Source organism: Synechococcus sp. UW86, from assembly GCF_900474085.1.
Classification (GTDB): Bacteria; Cyanobacteriota; Cyanobacteriia; order PCC-6307; family Cyanobiaceae; genus Parasynechococcus.
On the sequence record NZ_UCNU01000009.1, the window covers coordinates 476,664 to 501,577 of the forward strand.

Below are 24,914 nucleotides of genomic sequence, written 5' to 3' on the forward strand. Positions count from 1 at the left end.
TTCAGTGGATCTAGCAGCTGGCAGCCGTAGGGTCGGCGGATGGGTGACACCCCGGCTGCCGACAACGCTCTCACCGACCGGTTGCTGCGCAGTTGGCTGCGTTGCCGTCGCAAGGCCTGGCTCGATCGCCACGGGAATCCTGCCGAGCGGCGTTGGACGGCCCATCGCAATCTCCTGCTGGACGACCAGCAGCGCTGTTTTGTGGCCTTGCTCCCCCGCAAGCCTGGCCATGGCATCGCTGCCTGTGCTGCCGGAGCCGAGGCCGTGGTGGGTCTGCGCCTGAAGGGGCTTGGCCCATCCGGTGAGCCGTTGGAGGCACACCCTCCACTGCTGCGGCGGGTCAAGGGGCAGAGCCGCTGGGGTGACTTCGCCTATCAACCGGTGCTGGCCCGTCAGGGCCGCCGCACCACCCGGGAACATCAGCTGCCGCTGGCGCTGATGGCCCTGTTGCTTGAGCAGCATCAGCAGGGGGACGTTCCCTCGATGCTGGTGCTCGGCGGTGGTGGCCGGCGCCTGGAACAGGAGCGGCTGCATCTCTCCAGTGGTCTGCGCCGACAGCTGTCGGAGGGGCTCCGCAAACTGCGCTCTGACCTCGAGCGCCCGGTTCCTCCTCCGCTGGCCGCTGACCGGCGCAAGTGCTCACTTTGCAGCTGGCGTGTCGCCTGCAATGCCGTTGCGGCGGAGGAAGGGCATCTGAGCGAGGTCAGCGGCATCGGGGCCAAGCGGCGCGAGATGTTGCTGGAGCTTGGGATTCGCGGCTTGTCCGATCTGGCCGCGGCTGATCCGTTGCAGCTCGCCGAGCAGCTGCAGCGTTTTGGGGATCAGCATGGTGAGGTGGCCGCATCCCTGGTGGCTCAGGCCCGGGCGCAGCGGGATGGACGGGTGGAGCGTTTGGATGCCTCAGCGGTACTGCCGGAACTGCAGGACTGTCCTGGTGTGCTGCTCTACGACATCGAATCCGATCCCGACGCCCGTCACGACTTCCTTCACGGTTTTCTGGTGTTGCCCAGAACCAAAAGCGGAAACTGGGATCTGGCATCCGTGGCGTATCACCCGATCCTGGCTCTGGCGGAGCATGGTGAAGCACGTTGCTGGCTCCGTTTGCAACGGTTGTTGAACCGCTATCGGGGTTGGCCGATCCTCCACTACGGGGAGACAGAAAGCCTGGCCTTAAGGCGTATGGCTGAGCGGCAGGGTGCTGCCGAGGCCGAGGTGCTGCAGCTTCGTCAGCGGTTGGTGGATGTGCATGCCCGGGTCAGACATCACTGGCGCCTACCCCTGGCCAGTTATGGCCTCAAGGCCGTGGCTGTTTGGCAGGGGTTCCAATGGAGTCAGGCGGGTGCGGATGGGGCCAGGGCCCTGCTCTGGTGGCGGCAGTGGCAGGGGGAGGGGCCCGATCGACGCGGCACCAGGCACGGGCTGCGCTGGATCTTCGATTACAACCGCGACGACTGCCTGGCCACCTGGGCCGTAGCAGACTGGTTGCTTGAACAGGATCAGGCGTCGGGATCCTGAAACGCCTCAGGTTGACGGATCTGGAGCTGTTCTGCGTTGGGACCTTCCAGCGTTGGACTGGCCAGGCACTGGCGGCGCACCAGGGCCAGCCCAAGCCAAGTGCCATCGCGTTCGAGCGCACTGGTGATCACCCCGGCTCGCTCGCCATCCAGCGTGAGCTTGGCGGCGGCCGCTAACGGACTGGGGCAGCTCCAACAGCGCAGCTGTTGCTTCACCCCTGCCTGGCCGATGAGTTTGGCCATGGTCTCCTGGCCGAGGTAGCAGCCTTTCTCTGTGCTGACCTGAGCGATAAGCCCAAGCTCCAGGGGGTTGGTCTCGCCATTGAGTTCACCGGGTCCCGGGGGGAATCCGCTTTGAAGCCGCCATTGCTCCAGAGCCGTCGCGCTGGCTGCTTCCCCTGATGCCCAGGGCTCCGGCAGGGCCGCATCCGGATCGCACCACACGGCTGCAGCCATGGGTTCGAGCCACTGCAGTCGGCGCAACTGGCCCAGGGGTTGGAGGCGAACCCGATCGGCTGGAAAGATCACCTGATCGAATCCAGCGTGAACGGCAGAGGCCTCTCCCGCCAGAACGATCACATCGGCACCCTCTGCATCGAAACGAAGTTCCAGCACGGCCCGCAAGCGTCCCGTTGCGGTCAGCCAGCAGGTCTGAAGCAGATCCCCGGATTGGAGTGCGTTGAGGTCAGCACTGGTCTGCCCCTGAAGAAACTGGCGTGCTCCGCTGCCGTTCAAGCGCAGCCAGGGAACCTGGGCGTCCCAAAACAACTTGCTCATGCCGGCGTGAAGGCGGCGATTTCAGACAGCTTGAAAAGGCTGATCAGTTCAAGATTTTCAGCCGTCATCGCAGCGTCACCTCCTTCTTCCCGGTCGACGATGGTGACGACCCGCTCCACTTTGTAGCCGGCGTCGCGCAGCTGCCGAACCGCCTTGAGGGATGAGCCTCCTGTGGTGACAACGTCTTCCAGCACGGTGATGCGTGCCCCGGGGGCAGGGAGCGGACCCTCCAGCCAGGCACCGGTGCCGTGGCCTTTGGCTTCCTTGCGCACGATCAGCGCATCAAGCTCCCGACCTCGATCGGCGGCGGCCATGGCAACACCGCTCACCAGTGGGTCTGCTCCGAGGGTGAGACCAGCCACGGCCAGCGCATCGGCCTCCACGTGGGTGAGCATCGCCCGGCTGATCAGCGCCAGACCGGAACCGCTCAGGCTCACGGGTTTGCAGTTCACGTAGTGCTCGCTCTTGCGGCCTGAAGCCAGGGTGAAGTCTCCGCGTCGGTAGGCCAGGGTGGCCAGACGGTTCAGCAGTTGCTCCCGCTCAGTCGGGACACTCGACGATTCAGGCATGGGGCTGGCCGCGCTTCGCAGATGTCCTTAGTTTGCGCTTAGAGCTGATTCATCCGGTGCTGCTGCGGTTGTTCTTTGGTTCGAGCCTGCTTCTGCTTGCCGGCCCATCGGTGTTGGCGGGTCCGTTGGTCTGCACCACCAGTGTTGAGGCGCCTATGCCCGGTAGTGGTGGTGCTCCCGTCGAAGTCACGGTGTGCCACCCCACGGAGACCACCAGTGAGCTGGTCAACCGTCGCTTCTACAACTGGACCTCGCCCATGGCCCAGGGCGTGGACCCCCTGCATCAATTAACAGATTTTCTGGGGATTGCAGTTGGCGGTATCGAGGGGAATCGGGTCATGGGATTCGGCTTCCCTGACCAGACGCTGATCTGGGATGGGTCTGCACTTCAGAACACGACGGGAGCTCTGCTGGAGGAGCAGAGTCCGCCGTTGCCGATGCGAACCATGGATATTTCAAGCGGTTTCAACGGCAGCCTGGCGGCCACCGAGACCATCGAAGCCGTGCCGGATGCGCCTTCAAGCGATCACTTCCCTGGCATGACTCCCCTGTGGTAACACTCTCACCATGGGGGTCTAGCAATCTGGTGAATGCAGCGAACTCATAATTCGCCTAAGGCGAGTTCGATCCTCGCGACCCCCATTCCCCCCTGTTGATGCGGCTTCTTCTGCTGGCTGTTCTGCTGGTTCTGCCGGCCTTCTTCGCGGCTGCAGAGGTGGCCCTGCTGCGGCTACGCCCCAGTCGCGTTGAAGTGCTCGTTGAGGAAGAGCAGGCCGGGGCCCGTTCCATCCAGCGTCTTCAGCGACGCCTGCGGCGTGCTCTGCTGGTGTCTCAACTGGGTGCAACCCTTGCTCTGGTGGCCCTTGGCTGGGCTGGCCGTGGTCTCGGGGGGCGGCTCTGGTCGGATGGGTCCGTGGGTGTCGCTTGGCGCGACACAGGCTTGTTCCTCAGCATCGTGTTGCTGGCCACGCTGGTGGCTGGTTTGCTGCCCAAGGCCTGGGTGTTGAACCGTCCGGAATCCTCGGCGCTTCGCCTGGTACCGCTGCTGGAGGTTGTGATGCGCTGCCTGGCCCCACTCCTCAATCTGCTTGAGGCGCTGGCGGGCCTGTTGATGCGCCTGCTGGGCCTGGCTCCCCAATGGGATGTGCTGGTGCCAGCCCTTTCCGCTGGTGAGCTGGAAACCCTTGTGGAGTCTGGACGGGTCACGGGGTTGTTCCCCGATGAGAAAAACATCCTGGAGGGGGTCTTTGCCCTGCGGGACACCCAGGTGCGGGAGGTGATGGTGCCGCGTTCCGGGATGGTCACCTTGCCGGCCACGGTCCGTTTCGCCGAAATGATGGAAGCCGTGCATCACACCCGTCATGCGCGCTTCCCAGTGATTGGTCAGTCGTTGGATGACGTGCGCGGTGTGCTGGATCTGCGCCAGATGGCCGAACCGATCGCACGGGGAGAGCTCCAGGCGGATTCGCTGCTCGAGCCCTATCTCCAGCCGGCGGTGCCCGTGCTGGAAACCTGCACCCTGGCGGAACTGCTGCCGATGATCCGCAGCGGTCAGCCGCTCCTGCTGGTGGTGGATGAGCACGGCGGCACCGAGGGGCTGGTGACGGCAGCGGATCTCACCGGAGAAATCGTTGGTGATGAGGATCCGGGTGAGACCGATGAACCGGATCTGCTGGAAGAGAAGGATTGCCCTGGTGCCTGGCTGGTGGCTGGAGATCTGGAGATCTTTGAGCTGAATCGTCAGCTCGACCTCGACCTGCCTGAGGCGGATGACCATCACACCTTGGCGGGGTTTCTGCTGGAGCGTCTGCAGCACATTCCATCCGCCGGGGAAGCGCTGCATTTCAACGGCCTGCAGTTCGAGATCACGGCCATGGCAGGGCCGCGGATCGAGCGGGTCCGGCTCGTTCTCCCCAGTTCAGAGGATGATTCCGACTGAAGGCCGATAGTCTTCCCCCAATCGACCGCCCGTGCTGATGTCTCCCGACCCCATGGTCCCAGTCAAGGTCGGGGTGATTGGCATCGGCAACATGGGCTGGCACCACGCCCGGGTGCTCAGTCTTCTGCGGGATGCCGATCTGGTGGGGGTCGCGGACCCCGATGCCGAGCGCGGAAAGCTCGCCACCGAGCAATTCGGCTGCCGTTGGTTTGCGGACTACAACGCGATGCTCTCCGAGGTGGAGGCCGTTTGCATTGCCGTTCCCACCCTTTTGCACCACCCCGTCGGTCTGGCCTGTCTTCGTGCGGGGGTGCACGTTCTGATCGAAAAGCCAATTGCGGCAAGTCAGGACGAGGCCACTGCGTTGATCGAGGCCGCATCAGCGGCGGGTCGGCTGCTGCAGGTGGGTCACATTGAGCGCTTCAACCCCGCGTTCCGTGAGCTCACCAAGGTGGTGGCGAACGAAGAGGTGGTGGTCCTTGAGGGGCGTCGCCACAGCCCCCACTCCGATCGGGCCAATGACGTCTCCGTTGTGCTGGATCTGATGATCCACGACATCGACCTTGTGCTGGAACTGGCCAAGGCTCCCGTGGTGCGGCTTGCCGCTGCCGGCGGTCGCAGCGCCGAGGGCCCGATCGATTACGTCAATGCCACGTTGGGCTTTGAGAACGGCGTGGTGGCCAGCCTGACGGCCAGCAAGATGAGTCACCGCAAAATCCGCAGCCTCAGTGCCCACTGCCGCTCCAGCCTGGTGGAGACGGATTTTCTCAACCACACCCTGCACATTCATCGCCGGGCCCACGAGTGGTATTCAGCTGATCACGGCGAGCTGCTGTATCGGAATGATGGCTTCATCGAGGAGGTGAGCACCACCTCGATCGAACCGCTCTATGCCGAGCTCGAGCACTTTCTGCAGTGCGTTCGCGGCCGCGAGACCCCTGCGGTGGATGGTCTTCAGGCCTCGCGGGCTCTCAAGCTGGCAGACCTGATCGAGCAGGCCGTTGAACACCCGGATACGGGAGCGCCCCTGTGCGCACCGATCTGAGGGCTTTCACTGGGATTACACCAGCCCCTGCTCTTCGGCCAGTTCCCGCAACGCCGTGACCTGCCAGCGACGGCAGTCACCGGGTGAGGACCGATAAAACTGCCCCCAGGCCTGGGCCTTGTGTTGCGGGTAGTTCTCTGGAGGAAGAGAGGGATGGCTCTGCTGCCAGCCCACCCTGACGGCATGACCGATCACCACGTCGAGGGCCAGGTCATCCTCGAAGCGCACCTCTGGATTGGCTTCGACAAAGGCCATCAGCGAAAGCAGGCATTCGCTGCACAGTTGGCGGTATTCCGGTGCCTTGATCCGACTGAGCAAATGGTCGACCTGGGCGGCGAAATTGCGCTCCCCTGGCGTCTTCTCGAGGATGAGGCTGCTGTTAAGGCGATTGCGCCGCTCCAGCTTGTCGCCAATCACCAGGCCGCGGCAGTGCTGCAGCAGCGACCAGATCCCGGCATAGAAATCGCGGGGAACTTTCTGGAAGGAACCCAGGCGGATGCGGTGTTGAAGCCAGTCCCCACCACCCGGTGTTTCCTCCAACGGGTCAGGCACTGACCACTGCACCCGGCCGCTCACGTGCAGCTGTTCGCCGCGTTGTAGGGCTGCTCTTGCATGGTCCACATCGGCGAGCACGGCGCGCAAGCGCTTGCGAATCGCGTGGGGTGCTTCGCTGCAGAGGGCTTCAAAGGCTTCGTCCTGACTGAGCGTTTTCTCCACGGCCAGCTCTGATGTCAGCAGCAGCATCAGCTGCCCCAGCTGCAGGGTGAGGCTCCCCTTCAGCAGCGCTGGCTCCCGCCGCGCCACGCTGTCAAGGGCGAGCAGGAGTTCCTGTTCGACCATGCGTTCACGGCCGTCGATTCCGCTGGTGGTTTCAATCCGCTCGGCGATGGCGGCACTGTCCATCGGCTGACGCAGCCGGGAGTCGCCGGTGTAGTTGCGCCCCACCACCACCTGTTTCTGGCGAACGAGAAGATCGGTGAGGGCATCTTCGAGTTGGGGATGCACCATTCCCATGGCGCCAGCACAGCGCCGCACCACATTCCAGTCTTCACAACGCAAGCCCCGTTGATAGACCTCCTCAAGCAGGGTGCGCAGGGCCACCGGATGGCCCTCGGGGCTGCGTTGAATCCCCTGGGGGCCAAGACGCCGTTGCAGCAACTCGAGCACTTCCGCCTGTTCATGCAGCAGCGCACTGTTCCAGAGGCGCTGGCTCAATTGTTCGATCGGTGTGTCATCCAGCTCCTGCTCCTCTGCGGCGGTCAGATCCCGCAGATCGGTGGCGTCGCGCAGAAGTGGCTTGGCTGGCTCGGAGCATGGAACCGGTTTCTGTTGGAGCGGCGGCAGCTGCACCTCCTGCGCCTGATCCACCAGTTCACTGAGGCAGCCCAAGCGGACGTGGATGCTTTCAATGACGCCGCTGCCGAGTTGCCGGGCCAGTTTGAGGATGACGTCGCGGTGCTGCAGGAGGGCTGCGTCGCGAATGGGGATCACCAGTAGGGGACGTCCCATGCCGCGCCAGTGCCGTTGCAGCAGATGCAGTTCGTCCACAACGGTTTCCACCAGTTCCTCCGGGTCATCGGCCAGATAGCTGCTGACGTCTTCCAGCACGGACGGGGTGAACACACTGATGGCGCCGTCCTGGCGGTAGACCCGAGCCGTGTCCTCGGTTTCCACCCGGTGCCCGGGGCGCCCGGTGAGCTCAAGCCGCGGATTGGTGCCGGCGGCTTTCAACCGTTGCTTCAGCTCGTCGGACGACTGCACGGAAATCATTGAGGTTGGGTCGATCGGCACCTCTGCAGCCAGCAGTGCCTGGCGCACGTCATCCGTCTCCGCAGCCATTGCCACAAGAACAGTGTCGGCGCCGAGCGACTGCGGCTCCCTGCGTCCACAGGGGTCAATGTCCTCGGGACGGATCAGATCGTCCAGCAGCATTTCCCCAAGCCACACCAGGCTCTGGGTCCAGATCAGCGGCAGGTTGGTGTTGGCCACCCGCTCTTGGCTGCCTGGATTGAGCCGTTCCTGATCGACAGCACTGGCCGGAACCTGATAAAGCTCGGGGTAGAGACGTTCCCCGTCCTGTTCAACGGCCAGGGTCTTGAGCTGGCTGTGCAGGCGCCGGGCCTCCTCCCAGCGTCTTTCGCAGCATGCGGTCACCAGTTCGAAGGCCAGAAACAACGGCCACTCCGACTCGATTCCTTCAAAGGCGGCGAGCTCCTCTGGTTCGTAGTGCAGGCGGTTGACGTCTTCCACCGCCGTCTGGTGACCATCCCGTAGGAAGCGTTTGTAGCCATAAGCCCCGCCGAGTTCCCGTCGAATCCGCCGGCCGGTGCGCTCCACCAGGGCGGCATCTTCCACGGCCCAGGCGGGATAACCAATCACTGAGAGGCAGGCACTGTCTGCTTCCTTGCTGGCGGATTCCCGCGGCAGGAGCCCTTGCAGGGCGCGACGGAGGCGCACGATGGCCCCTTGGGGAATCAGCAGGATGCAGCTGCCGTCGCCATGGGGGCCGTAGAGGTCAAGCCCATCCATGGCCTCCAGGGCGGCTTTGGCCATGCCGATGGAGCTGGCATTGCGCTCCGGTAAACCATGGTTGCCTTTGTCGCCCCGTTCCCAGATCCCGTAGTCGGGAGTGCGGTAGGCCCTGGCGATGTAGTGCACCAGGTTTTGGAGGAAATCCACTTCATCACGGCTTTGCACCACCGCGCAGCCGCCCTTGGTCAACTGCGCCAGCTGCAGCAGAAACAGGGAGGTGGCATCGAGTTGGAGATGCCCCCAGGCGTCGTCGGCCACCACCGGCTCGCCGGTGCAACTGTCGTATTTGGCGTGAAGGGCGTCGAGGGGGTTAAGGCTCTCTTTGAAGCGCTCCACCTTCTCGGACTGGCGCATCATCGAGCGCATCAGGCCGCGCATGAGGGCCACCACCCGCTGCTCCAGCTCCCAGGCGCGCAGGCTGTTCTGCCCCTGCTGACGGCGGTGGGCCAGGGCCAGTCCCCAAACACACTGCACCGAATAGACGCAGTCCCGCACCCAGGCATCGCCGTAGTTGCCATGGATGGTGTGAGCGGTGCTGGCGGGGAGCAGGCCGCTGATCGGGTCCTGCCGATCGAGAACCACCCGTTGGATGGATTGATCCAGACGCTGAAGGGTCGTGGCGTGGTTCTGCGGAAGGGTTTCCGTCGTCGTCACAACCATGCCCTCATCCATTACCGCCCCTAAATTCTCCAACGCAGCCCCATGGCCATGGACTCTGTTAGCACTGCTCCCGACGACCGTCGTCGCTGCCAGGTGCTCGGCGTGCCTGTGGATGCTTGCCGTGATGTCTGTGCTGCTGCACTCGGTCTGCATGCCCGGGGCGGCGGACGCATCGTCACCCTCAACGCTGAGATGACGATGTCGGCCCGGGCCGATGCAGCCTTGGGGCAGGCGATCGCAACGGCTGATCTGGTGATCCCTGATGGTGCGGGAGTGGTCTGGGCCCTGGGCCGTCAGCAGATCCGGGTTGTTAAAACAGCGGGCATCGAACTGGCCTGGACCTTGCTGGAGTACGCCGCACACCACCAATGGCGTGTGGCATTGGTGGGTGCATCACCTGAGGTGATGGCAACGCTGCGTGCGGAGTTGCCGCAACGCATCCGTGGTCTGGACCTTGCTCTCGCGGTGGATGGTTATCAAGCTCCCGAGGCCTGGCCGGGCGTTGAAGCTCAGCTCAGGGCGTTGAAGCCTGATCTCGTTCTGGTGGCCCTGGGGGTGCCGCGCCAGGAAACCTGGTCCGAACGCGTGGCGGCCGATCAGCATGGATTGTGGATGGGTGTCGGCGGCAGTTTTGACGTCTGGGCTGGCACCAAAAGACGTGCCCCCGGTTGGATGTGCCGGATGCGGCTTGAGTGGCTGTATCGGCTCATTCAGGAGCCGTCACGCTGGCGACGCATGCTGTCGCTGCCAGCGTTTGCTTTGAAGGTGATCCGGTTGGGCTGAGGCTTCAGCGGAAACCCACAGAGGCCTGCCAAACGAAGGCAAGGAGCAGGAAGAAGACTGGGATCAACGGGAGAATGTCGATCAGCGGAGAGAAGGCCTGATAGGCCTCGGGCAGCTGTGCCAGCAGGTCGAGGGTGAAGGCGGCCATCCCTTGCATCAAAAAGGCGTTGGGCTGGACGCTACCACGTGTGATGGGCTGGCGAGTCTGGCTCCCAGGGAGCGAAATCCTCTGAAAAACAGCCGTCGCGAATCGCTTGTGCCATGGCCGAGGTGAAACGCACCAGATGGGTGATGTTGTGAATGCTCAACATGGTGAGGCCCAGAAGCTCCTCGCTGCGAATCAGGTGATGCAGGTAGGCCCGGGTGTGACCGGTGCAGGCCACGCAGGAGCAGCTCGGATCCAGGGGAGTGTGGTCGTGTCGGAAGCGTGCATTGCGCAGGTTCCAACGTTCACTGCCCACCAGGGCGGTGCCATGACGGCCGAGTCGGGTGGGCAGGACGCAGTCGAACAGGTCGATCCCGTTGGCCACGGCAATGGCCATCTCGCGCAGGGTGCCGATACCCATCAGGTAGCGCGGTTTGTGTGAAGGAAGCAGGGGCGTGATGTCCCGCACGATGCGATGCATCTCCTCAGCGGGCTCACCAACGCTGACGCCACCGACGGCAATGCCCGGCAGATCAAAGGAGGCGACGGCCATGGCACTCTCCCGCCGCAGATGGGGGAAACAGCCGCCCTGAACGATGCCGAAAAGCGCCTGATCCTCGCGGGTGTGGGCTGTGACGCAGCGCTCGAGCCAGGCATGCGTGCGGCGACAGGCATCGATGACGTCGTTCTCCTTCGCCGGATAGGGCGGGCACTGGTCGAAAGCCATGGCCACATCCGCCCCGAGGGCCATCTGGATCTGGGTGGCATGTTCCGGGGTCATGTCGATGGTGCGTCCATCGCGGGGGTTTCGGAACACCACCCCACGGTCATCGATCTTGTTCAGGTCTCCCAGGCTGAACACCTGAAAGCCTCCGGAGTCGGTGAGCATCGGGCCGTTCCAGCCCATAAACCGGTGCAGGCCACCGGCCGCCGCCACGATCTCCTCCCCCGGTTGCAAGTGCAGGTGGTAGGTGTTCGAGAGCACCATCTGGGCTCCCGTGCGCCTGAGCTGCTCCGTGCTGATGCCCTTGACGGTGGCCAGGGTTCCCACCGGCATGAAGCGTGGTGTGTGCACCGGCCCATGCGGGGTCTCAAAGGTGCCGCACCGTGCTGATGTGTTGGCGCAATGCGCGTTGATCTCGAAGCCGAACACGACTGATCCGCCCCTGCATTGACCCTACGGTGAGGGCCGACTTGCATCCCTAGCGCCATTCCCAGGATCGTTCCGCCTTGGCTTTCCGATCTGGCGGGAGCCTGGATCTTCTACACGGTGCTGCCAGCATGGCCCTGGCCGCAGCCCTCGTTTCAGCGCATTGCCCGCTTCGCCCCCTGGATTGGGCTGCTGATCGGTGCGTTGCAGGGGCTGCTCTGGATTGGTCTGTCCAGGCTCTCCTGGCCTCCGGCGGCCTGTGCCCTTTGCGTGGTGGCTCTCGGCATCCAGCTCAGTGGTGGCTTGCACCACGACGGCCTGATCGACACGGCGGATGGCCTCGGGGCGCCAGCGGAGCGGCGGCTCGAGGCGATGGAGGACAGCCGGGTGGGCGCCAGTGGTGTGCTGGCTCTCGTGATGGTGCTGCTGCTACAGGTTGCGGCATTGATCCAGCTGGGGGGGCAGGCCCCGCTCGGGCTCTGCCTGGCGGCGTTCTGGGCCCGAGTGGCGCCGCTCTGGGCCATGGCACGTTTCGACTACCTCCGCGCTGATGGAACCGCAGCGTTTCATCGCGAGCACGGCAGGCCGCTCTGGGATGCCCTGCCCTCACTTCTGGTGGTGCTTCTCTCGGCCGGTTGGGTGGGGGCCATGCCCCTTCTCCTGGGGGGCGTGGTGGCGATCCTTGTCGCCCAGAGCCTTGGGCGACGATTGGGGGGGCACACCGGTGACAGCTATGGCGCGGTTCTTGTGCTCACCGAGATGATCACGTTGTTGGGTCTGGCCTTGCTCCTGCCGGCCAGCTGAGGACGAATGCATTGCCCTGAGCGGGCAGATCCGGAGCGATCGTGGAAGGCTCCACGCAGAGCGTGAGCTTGCGGCCCTGCTGCTCCGCCAGGGAGCGTGCAAGGGCGAGCCCAAGGCCGGTGCCCGCCCGCTCCTGTCCGGTGGACCCCCGTGCTCCCCGCTCGAAAATCAGGTCGCGCTCCTCCAGGGGGATCGGCGGCCCGTTGTCCCAGACGCAGAGCCCATGGGGCAACAGGCACAGCCCCACGCTGCAGCCCGCTGGGCTGTAACGGAAGGCATTCTCAAGGAGGTTGGCGACGATCTCCGCGATCGTTCCGTCCTGGGACGGTTGATCAATCCACTGGGGCCACAGGTCTGGTCCCCGCCAGGGTCGGCCCTGCAGGCTTGCCGTCGCTTCCGCCCGCTCCAGCAGAGGCATCAGCAGGGTTTGCATGGTGGCCTCACCTTCGGCAGGCCCGGGGGGCAACAGGGTGGGGCCAAGGGGGTCCTGTTCGGGGAGACGTTGTTGCCCGAGGCCATCGAGCACGTCGATGTATTGGCCGAGTTGGCGTTGTTCCGAGAGCATTCCCTCCACGAGTGGACGGTGGGAGCTGTCGGCTTCGAGCCGCCGCAGCAGCAGTTGGGCGTAGGTGCGCAGGGCAGCCAGTGGATTGCGCAGCTGATGCACGAGGGTGCGCAGCTGCTCGTTTTGTTGGCTGAGTTCCTGGCGAAGTTGCAGGCATTCCAGGTCACGCCCCAGGGCGTGGCTGATGGCGGCGGCACTGCGCCGCATCCGTTGGTCCAGGGTCAGCGTCCAGCTCCGCTGCGGATCCAGGTCCGCGCGCAGGGCTCCCAGGATCAGACCGGCATCCTGGAGGGGGTACCAGCGCCGACTCTCGTGCGGCAGGCGCAGGTTCGGGTCTGCGTCAGCAGGGGGAAGCGATCGTTCATTGGCTGACCATTGCCGGATCAGCAGCAGTGGCGGGCCTTGCTGATTGGGTGGCGCACTGACGTACAGCCCCAGATGCTGGATGCCTTCTTTGGCGGTTAGATCAGCCAGCTGTTGATCGGTGAAATCGAAGAATCGATCGGTGAGCTGCATCAGTTCCGGACGATCAATTCAGGCGCTTGGGCAAGCCTGCGCCAGGGGGACTTGAAAAATCTGGGAAAAGTCTTAAGATCCTCTTATCGACCGAGGCGCTGTTCACCATGAACAGACGCCCGCCAGCTCTCACAACGGTTGCAATTGCTTCGCAACCAAAGCTACAGCAGAGGTTGCAGTGTCCTCCGCTGATTCCCGCTTGGGTGTTGGTGTCCTGCCGGTGATTGTGGTGTGTCTGCAATTGCCCCGACGCTTCCCTTGCGTCTGGCGTTTTCGCGCCGACGGCACCTGTTTGTTCTGACGATCCACCCCGTTCTTCACTTTCGTACCGGAGCCCTTCCATGTCCAAGAAGCGCAAGCGCATTAGCCGTCGTCGCCTGGCAGGTCAGCGGGTCCTGGCCCATGTGCCAACCCATCACCTCGAAACCGGTGAGTACAAGCCCGTGACCGCCGCTCGTCGTTACATCGCTGAGGGTGGACTGGTGCCTCCGGCGTTGCTGAATGTGCGCCGCAATGAGCACACCACCGACCGCTTCTTCTGGGGTGAGAAAGGTCTGTTCAGCGCTCAATACGCCGAAGAGAACCATTTCCTCTTCCCCTCATTGCGCACGATTGTTGATTCCATCGGTGAAGACAAGCTCTTCGAGGGGCTCGAGCTTGGCGCCGATGATTGGGAGGAAATGGAGGAGTACGAATACGCCTTCGTTTGATCAGGCGTTCTCCAGAACACGCTCGATAAACATCAGGATCGGCTGCACCGTCTCATCAGGGATGGTGTGGCCGTTTTTGAATGGAACTGTCTGACATTGATCGGGCTGCAACTGCGCAGCGATCGACTGCATGGCCTGGAACGGCACCACGGGATCGTCTGAACCATGCATCAGCAACACAGGGGGGTGTTGCTGGGGCGGAGCCCAGTTGGGGTGTGGATAGCCGCTGCAGCTGATCAGCCCTGCGATCGGCAGGGCGCAGCCGCCTTCCAGGGCCATGGCTCCCCCCTGGGAAAAGCCGAACACCACCGTTCGTTCGAGTCCAAGGCCTGAGCTGCTCAGGCTCTGAAGTTGAGCCTTGAGGCGCTCAACGGCCGCGGGAACGGCATCCCACTGGGCTGGGAACAGGCCATACCACTGACGCCCTCCCGGTTGGTCGGGATGGAGCTCAGGAGCCTCCAGGCACACCACATCAAGGGTCTTGGAACACTCTCGCGCCAGGCGATCGCCCAGGGGCTTGAGATCCTCTCCGTTGGCTCCCCAGCCGTGGAGCAGCACCAGCCGGCCATCCATGGGGCATGAACATCACTGCTGCGTAGGTTGGCTCACGACCCAGTCACGACCCTTCGATGGCTCCTGTCGCTCTGCTGAGTGTTTCCGATAAGTCCGGGCTGGTGCCCCTGGCGGAGGCCCTGCATCGGACCCATGGCTATCAGCTGCTCTCCAGTGGGGGCACGGCCAAGGTGCTCGAGCAGGCCGGCCTTCCGGTGACCCGTGTGTCGGAGTACACCGGGGCTCCAGAAATTCTTGGCGGTCGTGTGAAAACGCTCCATCCAAGGGTGCATGGCGGGATTCTTGCCAAGCGGGGTGACGCGTCCCACCAGGCTGATCTTGAGCAGCAGAACATCGCCCCCATCGATGTGGTGGTGGTCAACCTCTATCCCTTCCGCGAGACGATTGCTCGACCTGACGTCACCTGGGATCAGGCGATCGAGAACATCGACATCGGTGGCCCCGCCATGGTTCGGGCGGCCGCCAAAAACCATGCTGATGTGGCTGTTCTCACCAGCCCTGACCAATACGACCGTCTGTTGACCGCCATGGCGGAGTCGGGCGGGAGCGTGCCTTCAGAGCTGCGGCGCCAACTGGCTCTTGAAGCGTTTCAGCACACGGCGTCGTACGACACGGCGATCAGCCGCTGGATGGCCGACCAAACCGCGGCAGAAGACAGCCCCTGGCTGGAGGCGGTGCCGCTGCGGCAGACCCTTCGGTACGGCGAAAATCCTCACCAGAAAGCGCGTTGGTTCAGCCATCCCAAACAGGGTTGGGGCGGGGCCATTCAGCTGCAGGGCAAGGAGCTGAGCACCAACAACCTGTTGGATCTGGAGGCGGCCCTCGCCACGGTGCGGGAGTTCGGCTACGGAGCCGACGGTTCCGCTCCGGCGTTGCAGCCTGCGGCCGTGGTCGTCAAGCACACCAACCCCTGTGGTGTGGCGATCGGAGCTTCGATTCCTGCTGCACTGACGCGGGCCCTGGATGCCGATCGGGTGAGTGCCTTCGGCGGCATCATCGCCATCAATGGTGTGGTGGAAGCCACGGCGGCCCGTGAGCTCACCAGCCTGTTTCTGGAATGCGTCGTGGCACCGGGCTTCACGCCCGAGGCTCGGGAGGTGCTGGCGGCCAAAGTCAATCTGCGCCTGTTGGAACTTGCTCCGCAGGCCATTGACCTGGCCGGCCCCGATCACGTGCGCAGCATCCTGGGTGGTCTCCTGGTTCAGGACCTCGATGACCAGGCGATCACGCCGGCCGACTGGACCGTGGCCAGCCAGCGGCCGCCCACACCGCAGGAAAAGCAGGACCTGGAATTTGCCTGGCGATTGGTGCGTCATGTTCGCTCCAACGCCATCGTTGTGGCCAAGGATGGCCAGAGCCTCGGCGTGGGTGCTGGTCAGATGAATCGCGTGGGCTCAGCGCGGATTGCGCTGGAGGCTGCGGGTGAGAAAGCCCAGGGGGCTGTTCTGGCCAGTGATGGTTTCTTCCCGTTTGACGACACGGTGCGTCTGGCTGCCAGCCACGGCATCACCGCCGTGATTCATCCCGGTGGGAGCATGCGCGATGCCGATTCGATCAAAGCTTGCGATGAGCTCGGCCTGGCGATGCAGCTCACGGGGCGCCGCCATTTCCTGCATTGACGCTGGTGGGGGCCGCCGGCCCCCTAGCCTCGCGGCACTGAAGAGTCCCCTTCAATGCTCGCCACCCTCCCCTTCAGCCTCAATTTCGCTCACCCCCTAGCGGAGTGGGGCCTGCTCGCCGTTGGTGGTTGGGCTCTCTACCTGGGGATCAAGGCCAAGAAAACGCGCACCGGTACCCCAGAACAGCGCAAAGAACTGGTGCCGAAAAAGTTCGCCCAGCGCCACTACCTCTGGGGCAGCATCCTGCTGGCCGTGATGACCCTCGGGACCCTGGGCGGCATGGCGGTCACCTATCTGAACAACGGCAAGTTGTTTGTCGGTCCCCACCTGTTGGTGGGTCTTGCCATGACCGGGATGATCGCCGTTGCCGCCTCACTCTCCCCCCTGATGCAGCGGGGCAATGTGATTGCGCGCAAGGCTCATGTGGGCCTGAACATGGGCATGCTCACGTTGTTCCTCTGGCAGGCCGTCAGCGGCATGGAGATCGTCAACAAGATCTGGACCAACCGCTGAAGATCGTTCAGAAGGCTGCCCGCTGACGCGGTGGGCAGCTCAGGCCATGGGCGGCGTGGAAATCTTCCTGGACCTTCCAGGTGAGCCGTCGTGAAATCTGACGGACGATCTGCTTGAGCAGATGATCACCACTGCTCTGGACCAACTGATCCGGGAGCATGGTGATCACCTTGGGCAGACGGATCCAGACCTTGAGATCCAGGTCCCACTGGACGGAAGTGTGCTCCTGTTCAGGGATCAGGCGCATACCCGCGCGGAAGTCAACGTCGTAGTGATGCCGCAGGGCGAGCGACTGCGGCACGGTTCGAACGGTTTCGATCCGGTAGATCCCTTCCTGCTGTGGCAACAGTCGCAGAGCGATCGTGGGCTCCACCTCGAAGCCGAAGTTGCCGAATCGGCCGAGGGTCAGGCTGTAGGACTGCCGATCGATGGCCTCGACCTGCATCGGGCTGGCGCATCGTTCAAACCAGCTCTGATGGTCATCCAGGTAGCGAGCCACCACCGCTTGGGGCGCCAGCATCTGCATCGAATCCTCGAAGTGGCTGCTGTAGCAGCGCACTTGCGGGTCGGCACCGTGCAGCTGATTGTCGGTTTCAGTGGGCGACAAGACCGTCACGGATGAGGAGCTGCCGGCGGAGGGCGATTAAAGATGAACCAATGTAAAGCTCTCTGCGCTTCAGTTTTCGCTCAATTGCATCAGTTTTTCGATCACCTCTTCCACCGCCCGATCCGGGGTTGAGGCACCGGAGGTGATTCCCACCCGCACAGGGCCTTCAGGCAGGAAATCGCCCTCACGACAGAGGTCGGCTGCCAGCGGTTTGTGCTCGATCGAATTGGTGCCGACGTCGAGGCGCTCGGGCGTGTCGATGTGGAACGAGCGAATCCCACGGCTGATGGCAATCTCCTGCAGGTGGGTGGTGTTGGAGGAGTTGAAACCACCGATCACCACCATCAGGTCCAGGGGTTCATCCACCAGGGAGAACATGGCGTCCTGACGCTCCTGGGTCGCGTCGCAGATGGTGTTGAAGGCCAGGAAGTGGTCGTTGAGCTGGGTTGGACCGTATTTGCTCAACATCGTGCGTTCGAACAGGCGTCCGATCTCTTCCGTCTCGCTCTTCAGCATCGTGGTCTGGTTGGCCACGCCCAGACGTTCGAGGTCCCGATCGGGATCGAACCCTGGAGAGCAGGCTTTGGCAAACCGTTGAATGAAGTCATCTCGGTCCCCGTTGCCGAGGATGTAATCGGCGACGTACTGGGCTTCTTCCAGATCGAGCACCACCAGGTAGGTGCCGGCAAATGAGCTGGTGGCCAGTGTTTCCTCGTGCTTCACCTTGCCGTGAATGATCGAGGTGAAGGTGTGCTTCTTGTGTTTCTCCACGGTGTTCCAAACCTTGGACACCCAGGGACAGGTCGTGTCAACGATGTGGCAGCCCCGTTCATTCAGCAGCTGCATTTCCTGAACGGTGGCACCAAAGGCCGGCAGGATCACCACATCACCGGAGGTGACACCTGAGAAGTCCTTCACTCCCTGTTCAACAGGGATGAACTGCACATCCATTTCCCTGAGGTGATCATTCACGGAAGGGTTGTGAATGATCTCGTTCGTGATCCAGAGACGCTCGCTGGGGTAGTGCTTGCGGGTCTCGTAGGCCATCGCCACAGCCCGTTCAACACCCCAGCAGAAGCCGAAGGCTTCTGCCAATCGGACGTTGAGCCGGCCATGTTCCAGTCGGTAGCCGTTGTCCCTGATCGTGCCGATCAGGCCGCTCTGGTAGGCCTGCTCAAGGCTTTCCGCCACTTCTTCGGCGCGCCCGAAGCCTCGCCGGTTGTAACGCTCGGAATGGTGGAGGGAGCGCTTGAAGGCGTGGGTGTCCATGGAGGGCGCTGGAGTGGGGCAACTCTATGTGGCCTGAAGCAGCGCTTCAGGCAGTAAAAAAGCCCGGCCAGTCGGCCGGGCTTGAGAACAGCAACTGATCCGAAGCGGAATCAGTTGTTGGTGGTGGAGAAACCGGCGTAGGCCTCCATGCCGTGTTCGCCGATGTCCAGACCTTCGGACTCTTCCTGTTCGGTGACGCGGATGCCGCCGAAGAGGGAGCCGATGATCTGCCAGGCGATGAAGCAGGTGACCACGGTCCAGATGGCATAGGCAGCAGCACCCAGAGCCTGGATGCCGAGCTGGTCGATGCCGCCGCCGACCAGAAGGCCGAGGCCGGAGCCGTCGCCCTGGACGTCGTAGCCCCAGAGGCCGATCACGATCGTGCCCCACACGCCGCACACACCGTGCACGGAGAAGGCGCCGACGGGGTCGTCAATGCCTGCGGCATCGAGAGCGGCAACGGAGAAGACGACGATGATGCCGCCCACCAGGCCAGCCACCCAGGAACCCGTCAGGGTGAGGTTGCCGCAACCGGCAGTCACGCTCACCAGGCCGGCCAGGATGCCGTTGATGATCATGGTGAGGTCAGGCTTCTTGGAGGTGATCGTGGAGATCACCGTGGCGCCGATGGCACCACCAGCTGCACCGAGGGTGGTGGTGACGGCCACATATGGAACCCACTGGTCCATGGCCAGCTGGGAACCGGGGTTGAATCCGTACCAGCCGATCCAGAGGATCAGGGCGCCAAGGGTGGCGATGGACATGTTGTGGCCAGGGATGGCCTGAACCTTGCCGTCGACGTACTTGCCGATGCGGGGTCCGAGCAGCATGGCGCCGACCAGGCCGGCCCAAGCGCCGACGGAGTGCACGATCGAAGAACCAGCAAAGTCGATGAATTCGACGCTGCCAACACTGTTGAGCCAGCCACCGTTCCATTCCCAGCTGCCAGCAACTGGATAGATGAAGGCGGTGAGGACCAGGGCGAAGATCACGAATTCGCCGAACTTGATCCGTTCAGCCACAAGACCGGAAACGATCGTGGCGGCGGTTCCGGCGAAGGCCGCCTGAAATAGGAAATCAACGGTGGGAACCAGGCCGGCTTCGCTGATGGTCTCAGCGGTGACGGTCGGGTCGAAGAAGAGGCCCCCGAAATACAGCCAGCCGTCGATGACGGAGTCGCCGTACATCAAGGAGTAGCCCACGAACCAGTAGGCGGTCACCGCTAGGGCGAACACGAACAGGTTCTTGGCGAGGATATTGACGGCATTCTTTTGCCGGCACATGCCTGCTTCGACCATGGCGAAGCCGGCGTTCATGAAGATCACCAGGATGGTGGCGACCAGAAGCCATAGGTTGTTGGCCAGGAAAGCGGCGGAGAGCTCAGGAAGTTCTTCGGCTTTGGCCGACAGGGTGAAGATGCCAAGGCCCATCAGCGCCAGAGGCGCGCAGGCGAGCCAGGTCATGGCGCGATTGGAGCTGAAGCCCCGGATGCTCTTAAGAAGCAGCATCGGGCCTTCCAGGAGGCTGGCCTCCTGCAGGGTTTTGCGCCGCCTTTGCGGTGGCGCGTGGAATGCAGTTGTCATGAACGAGGGTGCAGAGCTGCGTGAGGCATCTGGAAATGTTCCCAGATGAACACACCCACCGTGCCTTGCGATGGCTCAGTTACGTGTTCGATCTGCTACCAAAATCAATCTAGGTGGACTAGGCGTGTCCCCTGCCAGTGCACCGCATCGGCGCTGAAGCTGAAGCAGCACGGTAGAACTTCTACACCGCTTTTGGTGGCCTGGCGGAACAGCTCTCCATAGCGCGGATCGGCGCTGTCGCCGGGAGCAAAGGCAGTCACGTCCGGACGGCTGAGGCAGGGCACCAGCACCGCCCGCGCGTCCGGAAGGATCCCCATTAGCTCAATCAGATGCTTTTGCCCCCGTTCGGTCACCGTGTCGGGGAACAGGGCCGTGCTGCCGTCGGTCCAGGTGGTGTTCTTCACCTCCAGATAGATCGGTCGTTGATCAGGGTTCTGCGCGGATGGCGTCAGCAGGAGGTCGATCCGGCTGCGTTTGTTCGTGCCGTAGGCCACTTCAGCGCGGATCTCCTCAATGCCCCCGAGCTGGGCCTCCAAGCACCCCGCTTCGACCGTGGAGCGAATCAGTCGGTTTGGCAGGGCCGTGTTGATGCCTACCCAGCAAGGTTGGCCATCGGCGCCTGGCACCTCGGCTTGCTCCCAGGTCCAGGCCAGCTTGCGTTTGGGGGAGGGGGCGTAGCGCAGACGCACCCGTTGGCCAGGGATCAAGACTCCGGTCATCGGGCCGGTATTGGCGCAATGGGCGGTGACGGTCTCACCGCTGCTCAGCTCCACATCGGCCAGGAAGCGTTTGTAGCGCTTCAGCAGCACGCCCTCCGTTAGGGGTTCAAAGCGCAGCAGGGGATCGCCCGGAGAGGGAAGGCCAGTCATGGCAGCAGCCGAGATTGGCCCATGGTCTCGTGTGGCGCCTCCACAATGCGCCCAATGCTGGGGGCCGAATGGCGCGTTCACTAAAGGGGATCGCACTGGTGGTGACCCTCGGCACCTTGCTGAGCAAGGTGGGTGGCCTGATTCGGCAGCTGGTGATCGCTGCGGCCTTCGGGGTGGGAGCTGCCTATGACGCCTACAACTACGCCTACGTGCTGCCTGGATTTCTCCTGATCCTGCTCGGGGGAATCAATGGACCCTTCCACAGCGCCATGGTGAGCGTGCTGAGCCGGCGCCCCCGGGCTGAAGGAGCGCACATCCTTGCGGCGCTCAATACCAGCGTCAGTGCTCTGTTGCTCCTGGTCACCATCGTTCTGGTGCTGGCGGCGGATCCCCTGATCACCCTTGTGGGCCCTGGCCTTGCCCCCGAGCTTCACGCCATCGCACGGGTCCAGCTGCAGGTGATGGCGCCGATGGCGCTGCTGGCGGGGTTGATCGGGCTCGGCTTCGGGTCCCTCAACGCCGCCGACGAATTCTGGATCCCTGCGATTTCACCGCTGATGTCCAGCGGGGCTTTGATCCTGGGGGTGGGACTGCTCTGGTGGCAGCTCGGTGCTGACATCGCCTTGCCATCCGCCGCCATGACAGGTGGTGTGGTGCTGGCCTTGGCCACGTTGGTGGGGGCCTTGCTGCAGTGGTTGATCCAGCTGCCGGCGTTGATCCGCCAGGGGTTGGCTCGTTTCCAACTGGTCTGGGACTGGCGGCACCCGGGAGTGCGGGAGGTGTGGCGTGTGATGGGGCCGGCGACGTTGTCGTCCGGAATGCTTCAGATCAACGTGTTTACGGATCTGTTTTTCGCCTCGGGCATCGTCGGTGCGGCGGCGGGTCTCGGGTACGCCAATTTGCTGGTGCAAACCCCCCTGGGCCTGATCTCGAATGCACTGCTGGTGCCCTTGTTGCCCACTTTTTCCAGGCTTACGGCTCCGGAGGATCGTCCGCAGCTGATCGATCGGATCCGCCAGGGGTTGATGCTGTCTGCGGCATCGATGATCCCCCTGGGCGGACTATTCATTGCGTTGGGTGGCCCCATCGTCGCCCTGGTGTACGAGCGGGGTGCCTTCGATGCATCAGCCGCACAGCTGGTGACGGGTCTGTTGATGGCCTATGGCCTGGGCATGCCGGCTTATCTCGGCCGGGATGTGCTGGTGCGCGTCTTCTATGCCCTTGGCGATGGAACAACGCCTTTTCGGCTCTCGCTGGCGGGGATCGGTCTGAACGTGGTTTTTGACTGGCTGCTGGTGGGTGGTCCGACCCCTTGGGGGAATCAGTCGCCGTTCAATTTCGGTGCGCCCGGGTTGGTACTCGCCACGGTTGCCATCAATCTGATCACCTGCTTCGCCCTGTTGCTGGGCCTGCAGCAACAGATTGGAGGCCTGCCGCTGCGGCGCTGGGGGATGGACCTGCTGCGGCTCGCCATCGCCGGAGTTCTGGCAGCGGGGGGCGCGGGGATCCTGGTGACCGTTGTGCCCTGGCCGGCAGGGTTGCTGGGCCTAGTGCTGCAGGTGTCTGCCCCTGGCCTGCTGGGTTTGGCCTTGTTTGCCTTAATCGGTGCGCAACTTCAGGTGCCGGAGGTGCGTGAGGTCACGCAATTGGTGGTGGGCCGTTTCAGGGCTCGCTGAGACGAACATCGAGCTCTTCACGCACCTGAATGGGAAGTTCCAGCTGCTCGCGACCCACGAGTTGAGGGCCCTGAACAGACACAATCCGGGCCTCGATGCCGAACTCTTTAAAGGCGGTTTCCAGTTCCTGAATCAGGGCTTTTTCAACCTGAGCCTCCGCATCCACGACCCGACCGATCAGCCGTTCACCAAGGCGGCCGATGCGTTGGCGCACCAGATCTCTGGAGTTGGTGACTTCAATGATCAGCACACCAACCGCTGCGGATGGACTGCAACCTTATCCGCAGTACGGCTCGAGGATCTCTTCAAGATCCCTCAGCTGGGCGGGGGGGATCAGCTTGGAGAGCGGGAGCTGACTGGCGCCTCCTGCCAGAGGCACCTTGACGGCGTCGAGGGCCTGCCGGGCCGCTACCTCAGCAACTTGATTGACGCGGGCACTGCATTCGATCGCCAGGGCTGAGGCCAGGTCGGCATCGCCGAGGTAAAGATGCCAGCCGCTGATCTGCACGTAGAGGCGGTCAGCCAAAGCACTCTGAAGGTCCTGCAGGTCGCTGGCGGAGAGGGACATCAGCCCAGAAAGATCGAGGTGGGGAATGCATCCATGCTGGCTTTATTCCTCCGGCTTGGGGCGCTGAACAATCACCCAGATCAATTGGCCCAGCCACAGGCTTGCCCAGAGGCTGGTGACCCAGGTCAGGCTTCCTTCGGGGAAGGGGTGGCGCATCTCCTGCAGAAACCAGCTACCGCTGTTCACCGCGGCGAACACGCCGCCATGCAGGCACAGGTTCACGATGCGTTCGAAATGCCGGTAGGTCGGATCCTCAGGGTTAGCGGGGCCATACCAGCGGATCGGCATTGCTCAGGTTCAGAAACACCTGAATCCTGACGCGGCCCGCACCCAGTTGACGAGCGGACCCTCGATGGGGTCTGATGGTTTGGCGCAAGCGCTTGTAGCTCAGCGGATTAGAGCATCTGACTACGGATCAGATGGTCGGGAGTTCGAATCTCTCCAGGCGCGTTCCAACTGCCCCATGTGGGCAGTTTTTTTTTGGTTGATCGCTCGGGCTGATCGCTGCGGTTTCTTACGATTGGTCAAAGCTTTACTGACATTTCATGGGCCAGATTTCTGGACGCGCCATCGACGCTGATCTGGCTCAGTCGGATCCGGATATCGCCGCGTTCATCAATCAAGAACGGCAGCGCCAGGAAACCCACCTGGAACTGATCGCATCGGAGAACTTTGCTTCCCGTGCGGTGATGCAGGCCCAGGGTTCCGTGCTCACCAACAAATACGCCGAGGGGCTGCCCAGCAAGCGGTATTACGGCGGTTGTGAGCACGTTGATGCCATCGAGGAGCTGGCCATCGAGCGCGCCAAGCAGTTGTTTGGTGCCGCCTGGGCCAATGTCCAGCCCCACAGTGGGGCCCAGGCCAACTTCGCCGTCTTCCTGGCCCTGCTGCACCCCGGCGACACGATCATGGGACTGGACCTGTCCCATGGTGGTCACCTCACCCATGGTTCACCGGTCAACGTCAGCGGTAAGTGGTTCAACGTTGTTCAGTACGGCGTCGACAAGGAGACCCAACGCCTTGATATGGGGGCGATCCGCCAGCTGGCTTTGGAGCACAAGCCGAAGCTGATCGTTTGCGGCTATTCCGCTTATCCACGCACCATCGACTTCGCCGCCTTCCGTGCCATCGCTGATGAGGTGGGTGCCTATCTGCTCGCCGATATGGCCCACATCGCCGGCCTCGTGGCCGCTGGAGTGCATCCCAGCCCGGTGCCCCATTGCGATGTGGTGACCACCACCACCCACAAGACCCTGCGCGGCCCCCGCGGCGGCCTGATCCTCTGCCGCGACGCCGAGTTCGCCAAAAAGTTTGATAAGGCCGTGTTCCCTGGCAGCCAGGGCGGCCCTCTGGAGCACGTGATCGCTGCCAAGGCTGTGGCCTTCGGGGAAGCGCTGCAGCCTTCGTTCAAGGCCTACAGCCAGCAGGTGGTTGCCAATGCGGCAGCCCTCGCTGAACAGCTGATCGCCCGCGGCATCGATGTCGTCAGCGGCGGCACCGACAACCATGTGGTGCTGCTGGATCTGCGTGGCATCGGGATGACTGGAAAGGTGGCTGATCTGTTGGTGAGTGATGTGCACATCACGGCCAACAAAAACACCGTTCCCTTCGACCCCGAATCTCCTTTCGTTACCAGTGGCCTGCGGCTGGGAACCGCTGCGCTTACCACCCGTGGTTTTGATGCGCAGGCCTTCCGGGAGGTCGCTGATGTGATTGCTGATCGTCTTCTCAATCCTGAGGATGATGCGATTCGTCAGCGTTGCCTCGACCGGGTGGCTGCTCTCTGTGAGCGCTTCCCCCTCTACGCCGACAGCAAGCAGCCTGTTCTGGCGTGAGGCTTGGCCCTGGCTCTCGAATGGGCCGGGGCGGTGCCTGGTTGAACGGATGCAGGCTCCCTAGGATTGGGGTGACTCCTTCTGACCGGGGGA

Annotated in this window: 25 protein-coding genes and 2 tRNA genes; 13 read left to right on the forward strand and 14 right to left on the reverse strand. The window is 63.2% G+C overall.

Features of this window, described 5'->3' with window-relative positions; translation table 11 throughout:
• The first annotated feature begins 39 nt into the window (after window positions 1–39).
• A complete protein-coding gene (locus DXY04_RS04825; protein WP_115161201.1) occupies window positions 40–1,515 on the forward strand; it encodes a TM0106 family RecB-like putative nuclease in 1,476 nt (491 codons plus the stop codon).
• On the opposite strand, the gene DXY04_RS04830 is transcribed toward DXY04_RS04825, so the two are convergent.
• A complete protein-coding gene (locus tag DXY04_RS04830; RefSeq protein WP_115161202.1) occupies window positions 1,497–2,291 on the reverse strand; it encodes a glycine cleavage T-protein in 795 nt (264 codons plus the stop codon). The two genes, DXY04_RS04825 and DXY04_RS04830, sit on opposite strands and share 19 nt — an antisense overlap.
• The gene (pyrE, locus tag DXY04_RS04835; protein ID WP_115161203.1) at window positions 2,288–2,860 is read right to left on the reverse strand and encodes an orotate phosphoribosyltransferase; all 573 of its coding nucleotides are present in this window, start codon (window positions 2,858–2,860) and stop codon (window positions 2,288–2,290) included. The genes DXY04_RS04830 and pyrE overlap by 4 nt, the downstream gene beginning before the upstream one ends.
• Before the next feature lie 62 nt (window positions 2,861–2,922).
• Between pyrE and DXY04_RS04840 the strand changes: the two genes are divergently transcribed.
• From DXY04_RS04840 to DXY04_RS04850, 4 genes are all read left to right on the forward strand, one after another.
• Complete coding sequence (locus tag DXY04_RS04840; RefSeq protein WP_244278583.1) at window positions 2,923–3,417, forward strand: hypothetical protein; 495 nt, start codon at window positions 2,923–2,925, stop codon at window positions 3,415–3,417.
• A gap of 12 nt (window positions 3,418–3,429) precedes the next feature.
• Window positions 3,430–3,502: transfer RNA gene (locus DXY04_RS12045), tRNA-Ile, on the forward strand.
• 13 nt (window positions 3,503–3,515) lie between these two features.
• Window positions 3,516–4,799 (forward strand): hemolysin family protein, encoded by a 1,284-nt coding sequence (locus DXY04_RS04845; RefSeq protein WP_115161205.1) that lies wholly within the window; start codon window positions 3,516–3,518, stop codon window positions 4,797–4,799.
• A 37-nt stretch (window positions 4,800–4,836) separates the two neighbouring features.
• A complete protein-coding gene (locus DXY04_RS04850; protein WP_115161283.1) occupies window positions 4,837–5,844 on the forward strand; it encodes a Gfo/Idh/MocA family protein in 1,008 nt (335 codons plus the stop codon).
• Window positions 5,845–5,859: 15 nt separating this feature from the next.
• On the opposite strand, the gene DXY04_RS04855 is transcribed toward DXY04_RS04850, so the two are convergent.
• Complete coding sequence (locus tag DXY04_RS04855) at window positions 5,860–9,036, reverse strand: glycoside hydrolase family 15 protein (RefSeq protein ID WP_170951334.1); 3,177 nt, start codon at window positions 9,034–9,036, stop codon at window positions 5,860–5,862.
• 48 nt (window positions 9,037–9,084) lie between these two features.
• Here DXY04_RS04855 and DXY04_RS04860 point away from each other — a divergent pair, with 48 nt between their 5' ends.
• Window positions 9,085–9,819 (forward strand): WecB/TagA/CpsF family glycosyltransferase, encoded by a 735-nt coding sequence (locus tag DXY04_RS04860; RefSeq protein WP_115161284.1) that lies wholly within the window; start codon window positions 9,085–9,087, stop codon window positions 9,817–9,819.
• A gap of 4 nt (window positions 9,820–9,823) precedes the next feature.
• Here DXY04_RS04860 and DXY04_RS04865 read toward each other — a convergent pair whose 3' ends face one another.
• Together DXY04_RS04865 and tgt are read right to left on the reverse strand one after the other, a co-directional pair.
• A complete protein-coding gene (locus DXY04_RS04865) occupies window positions 9,824–9,967 on the reverse strand; it encodes a photosystem II reaction center protein K (protein ID WP_025362038.1) in 144 nt (47 codons plus the stop codon).
• A 31-nt stretch (window positions 9,968–9,998) separates the two neighbouring features.
• Complete coding sequence (gene tgt / locus DXY04_RS04870; protein ID WP_115161207.1) at window positions 9,999–11,117, reverse strand: tRNA guanosine(34) transglycosylase Tgt; 1,119 nt, start codon at window positions 11,115–11,117, stop codon at window positions 9,999–10,001.
• 45 nt (window positions 11,118–11,162) lie between these two features.
• Here tgt and cobS point away from each other — a divergent pair, with 45 nt between their 5' ends.
• Window positions 11,163–11,918 (forward strand): adenosylcobinamide-GDP ribazoletransferase, encoded by a 756-nt coding sequence (gene cobS / locus DXY04_RS04875; RefSeq protein WP_115161208.1) that lies wholly within the window; start codon window positions 11,163–11,165, stop codon window positions 11,916–11,918.
• Here cobS and DXY04_RS04880 read toward each other — a convergent pair.
• Window positions 11,878–12,999: a sensor histidine kinase KdpD gene (locus tag DXY04_RS04880; RefSeq protein ID WP_115161209.1), complete on the reverse strand. Its 1,122-nt coding sequence runs from the start codon at window positions 12,997–12,999 to the stop codon at window positions 11,878–11,880. The genes cobS and DXY04_RS04880 overlap by 41 nt on opposite strands.
• Before the next feature lie 341 nt (window positions 13,000–13,340).
• On the opposite strand from DXY04_RS04880, the gene DXY04_RS04885 reads away from it, so the two are divergent.
• Window positions 13,341–13,709: a DUF3155 domain-containing protein gene (locus DXY04_RS04885; RefSeq protein WP_011363271.1), complete on the forward strand. Its 369-nt coding sequence runs from the start codon at window positions 13,341–13,343 to the stop codon at window positions 13,707–13,709.
• On the opposite strand, the gene DXY04_RS04890 is transcribed toward DXY04_RS04885, so the two are convergent.
• Window positions 13,710–14,282: an alpha/beta hydrolase gene (locus tag DXY04_RS04890; protein ID WP_115161210.1), complete on the reverse strand. Its 573-nt coding sequence runs from the start codon at window positions 14,280–14,282 to the stop codon at window positions 13,710–13,712.
• Window positions 14,283–14,338: 56 nt separating this feature from the next.
• Between DXY04_RS04890 and purH the strand changes: the two genes are divergently transcribed.
• Both purH and DXY04_RS04900 read left to right on the forward strand, forming a co-directional pair.
• Complete coding sequence (gene purH / locus DXY04_RS04895; protein WP_115161211.1) at window positions 14,339–15,901, forward strand: bifunctional phosphoribosylaminoimidazolecarboxamide formyltransferase/IMP cyclohydrolase; 1,563 nt, start codon at window positions 14,339–14,341, stop codon at window positions 15,899–15,901.
• A 54-nt stretch (window positions 15,902–15,955) separates the two neighbouring features.
• The gene (locus DXY04_RS04900; protein WP_114988117.1) at window positions 15,956–16,414 is read left to right on the forward strand and encodes a DUF4079 domain-containing protein; all 459 of its coding nucleotides are present in this window, start codon (window positions 15,956–15,958) and stop codon (window positions 16,412–16,414) included.
• A 7-nt stretch (window positions 16,415–16,421) separates the two neighbouring features.
• Here DXY04_RS04900 and DXY04_RS04905 read toward each other — a convergent pair whose 3' ends face one another.
• The 4 genes from DXY04_RS04905 to sfsA all read right to left on the reverse strand — a co-directional run bounded on the left by DXY04_RS04905 (window position 16,422) and on the right by sfsA (window position 20,742).
• Complete coding sequence (locus DXY04_RS04905) at window positions 16,422–17,030, reverse strand: DUF1997 domain-containing protein (RefSeq protein WP_115009566.1); 609 nt, start codon at window positions 17,028–17,030, stop codon at window positions 16,422–16,424.
• A 60-nt stretch (window positions 17,031–17,090) separates the two neighbouring features.
• Window positions 17,091–18,290: a 4-hydroxy-3-methylbut-2-enyl diphosphate reductase gene (locus tag DXY04_RS04910; protein WP_115161212.1), complete on the reverse strand. Its 1,200-nt coding sequence runs from the start codon at window positions 18,288–18,290 to the stop codon at window positions 17,091–17,093.
• Between the two features lie 110 nt (window positions 18,291–18,400).
• Entirely contained in the window at window positions 18,401–19,873 is a 1,473-nt protein-coding gene (locus tag DXY04_RS04915; protein WP_115161213.1) for an ammonium transporter, read from the reverse strand.
• Window positions 19,874–19,977: 104 nt separating this feature from the next.
• A complete protein-coding gene (gene sfsA / locus DXY04_RS04920; RefSeq protein ID WP_115161214.1) occupies window positions 19,978–20,742 on the reverse strand; it encodes a DNA/RNA nuclease SfsA in 765 nt (254 codons plus the stop codon).
• Window positions 20,743–20,810: 68 nt separating this feature from the next.
• On the opposite strand from sfsA, the gene murJ reads away from it, so the two are divergent.
• Entirely contained in the window at window positions 20,811–22,418 is a 1,608-nt protein-coding gene (gene murJ / locus DXY04_RS04925; RefSeq protein WP_115161215.1) for a murein biosynthesis integral membrane protein MurJ, read from the forward strand.
• Here the strand turns inward: murJ and DXY04_RS04930 are convergent.
• The 3 genes from DXY04_RS04930 to DXY04_RS04940 are packed head-to-tail and all read right to left on the reverse strand — an operon-like array spanning window position 22,405 to window position 23,274.
• The gene (locus DXY04_RS04930; protein ID WP_114988123.1) at window positions 22,405–22,668 is read right to left on the reverse strand and encodes a cytochrome-c oxidase; all 264 of its coding nucleotides are present in this window, start codon (window positions 22,666–22,668) and stop codon (window positions 22,405–22,407) included. The two genes, murJ and DXY04_RS04930, sit on opposite strands and share 14 nt — an antisense overlap.
• Window positions 22,669–22,695: 27 nt before the next feature.
• Entirely contained in the window at window positions 22,696–22,986 is a 291-nt protein-coding gene (locus tag DXY04_RS04935) for a DUF3181 family protein (protein WP_115161216.1), read from the reverse strand.
• Between the two features lie 42 nt (window positions 22,987–23,028).
• Entirely contained in the window at window positions 23,029–23,274 is a 246-nt protein-coding gene (locus DXY04_RS04940) for a hypothetical protein (protein WP_115161217.1), read from the reverse strand.
• A gap of 88 nt (window positions 23,275–23,362) precedes the next feature.
• Here DXY04_RS04940 and DXY04_RS04945 point away from each other — a divergent pair.
• Together DXY04_RS04945 and glyA are read left to right on the forward strand one after the other, a co-directional pair.
• Window positions 23,363–23,436: transfer RNA gene (locus DXY04_RS04945), tRNA-Arg, on the forward strand.
• 95 nt (window positions 23,437–23,531) lie between these two features.
• Window positions 23,532–24,821, forward strand: a complete 1,290-nt coding sequence (gene glyA, locus DXY04_RS04950) for a serine hydroxymethyltransferase (RefSeq protein WP_115161218.1) — start codon at window positions 23,532–23,534, stop codon at window positions 24,819–24,821.
• Window positions 24,822–24,914: the final 93 nt, after the last annotated feature.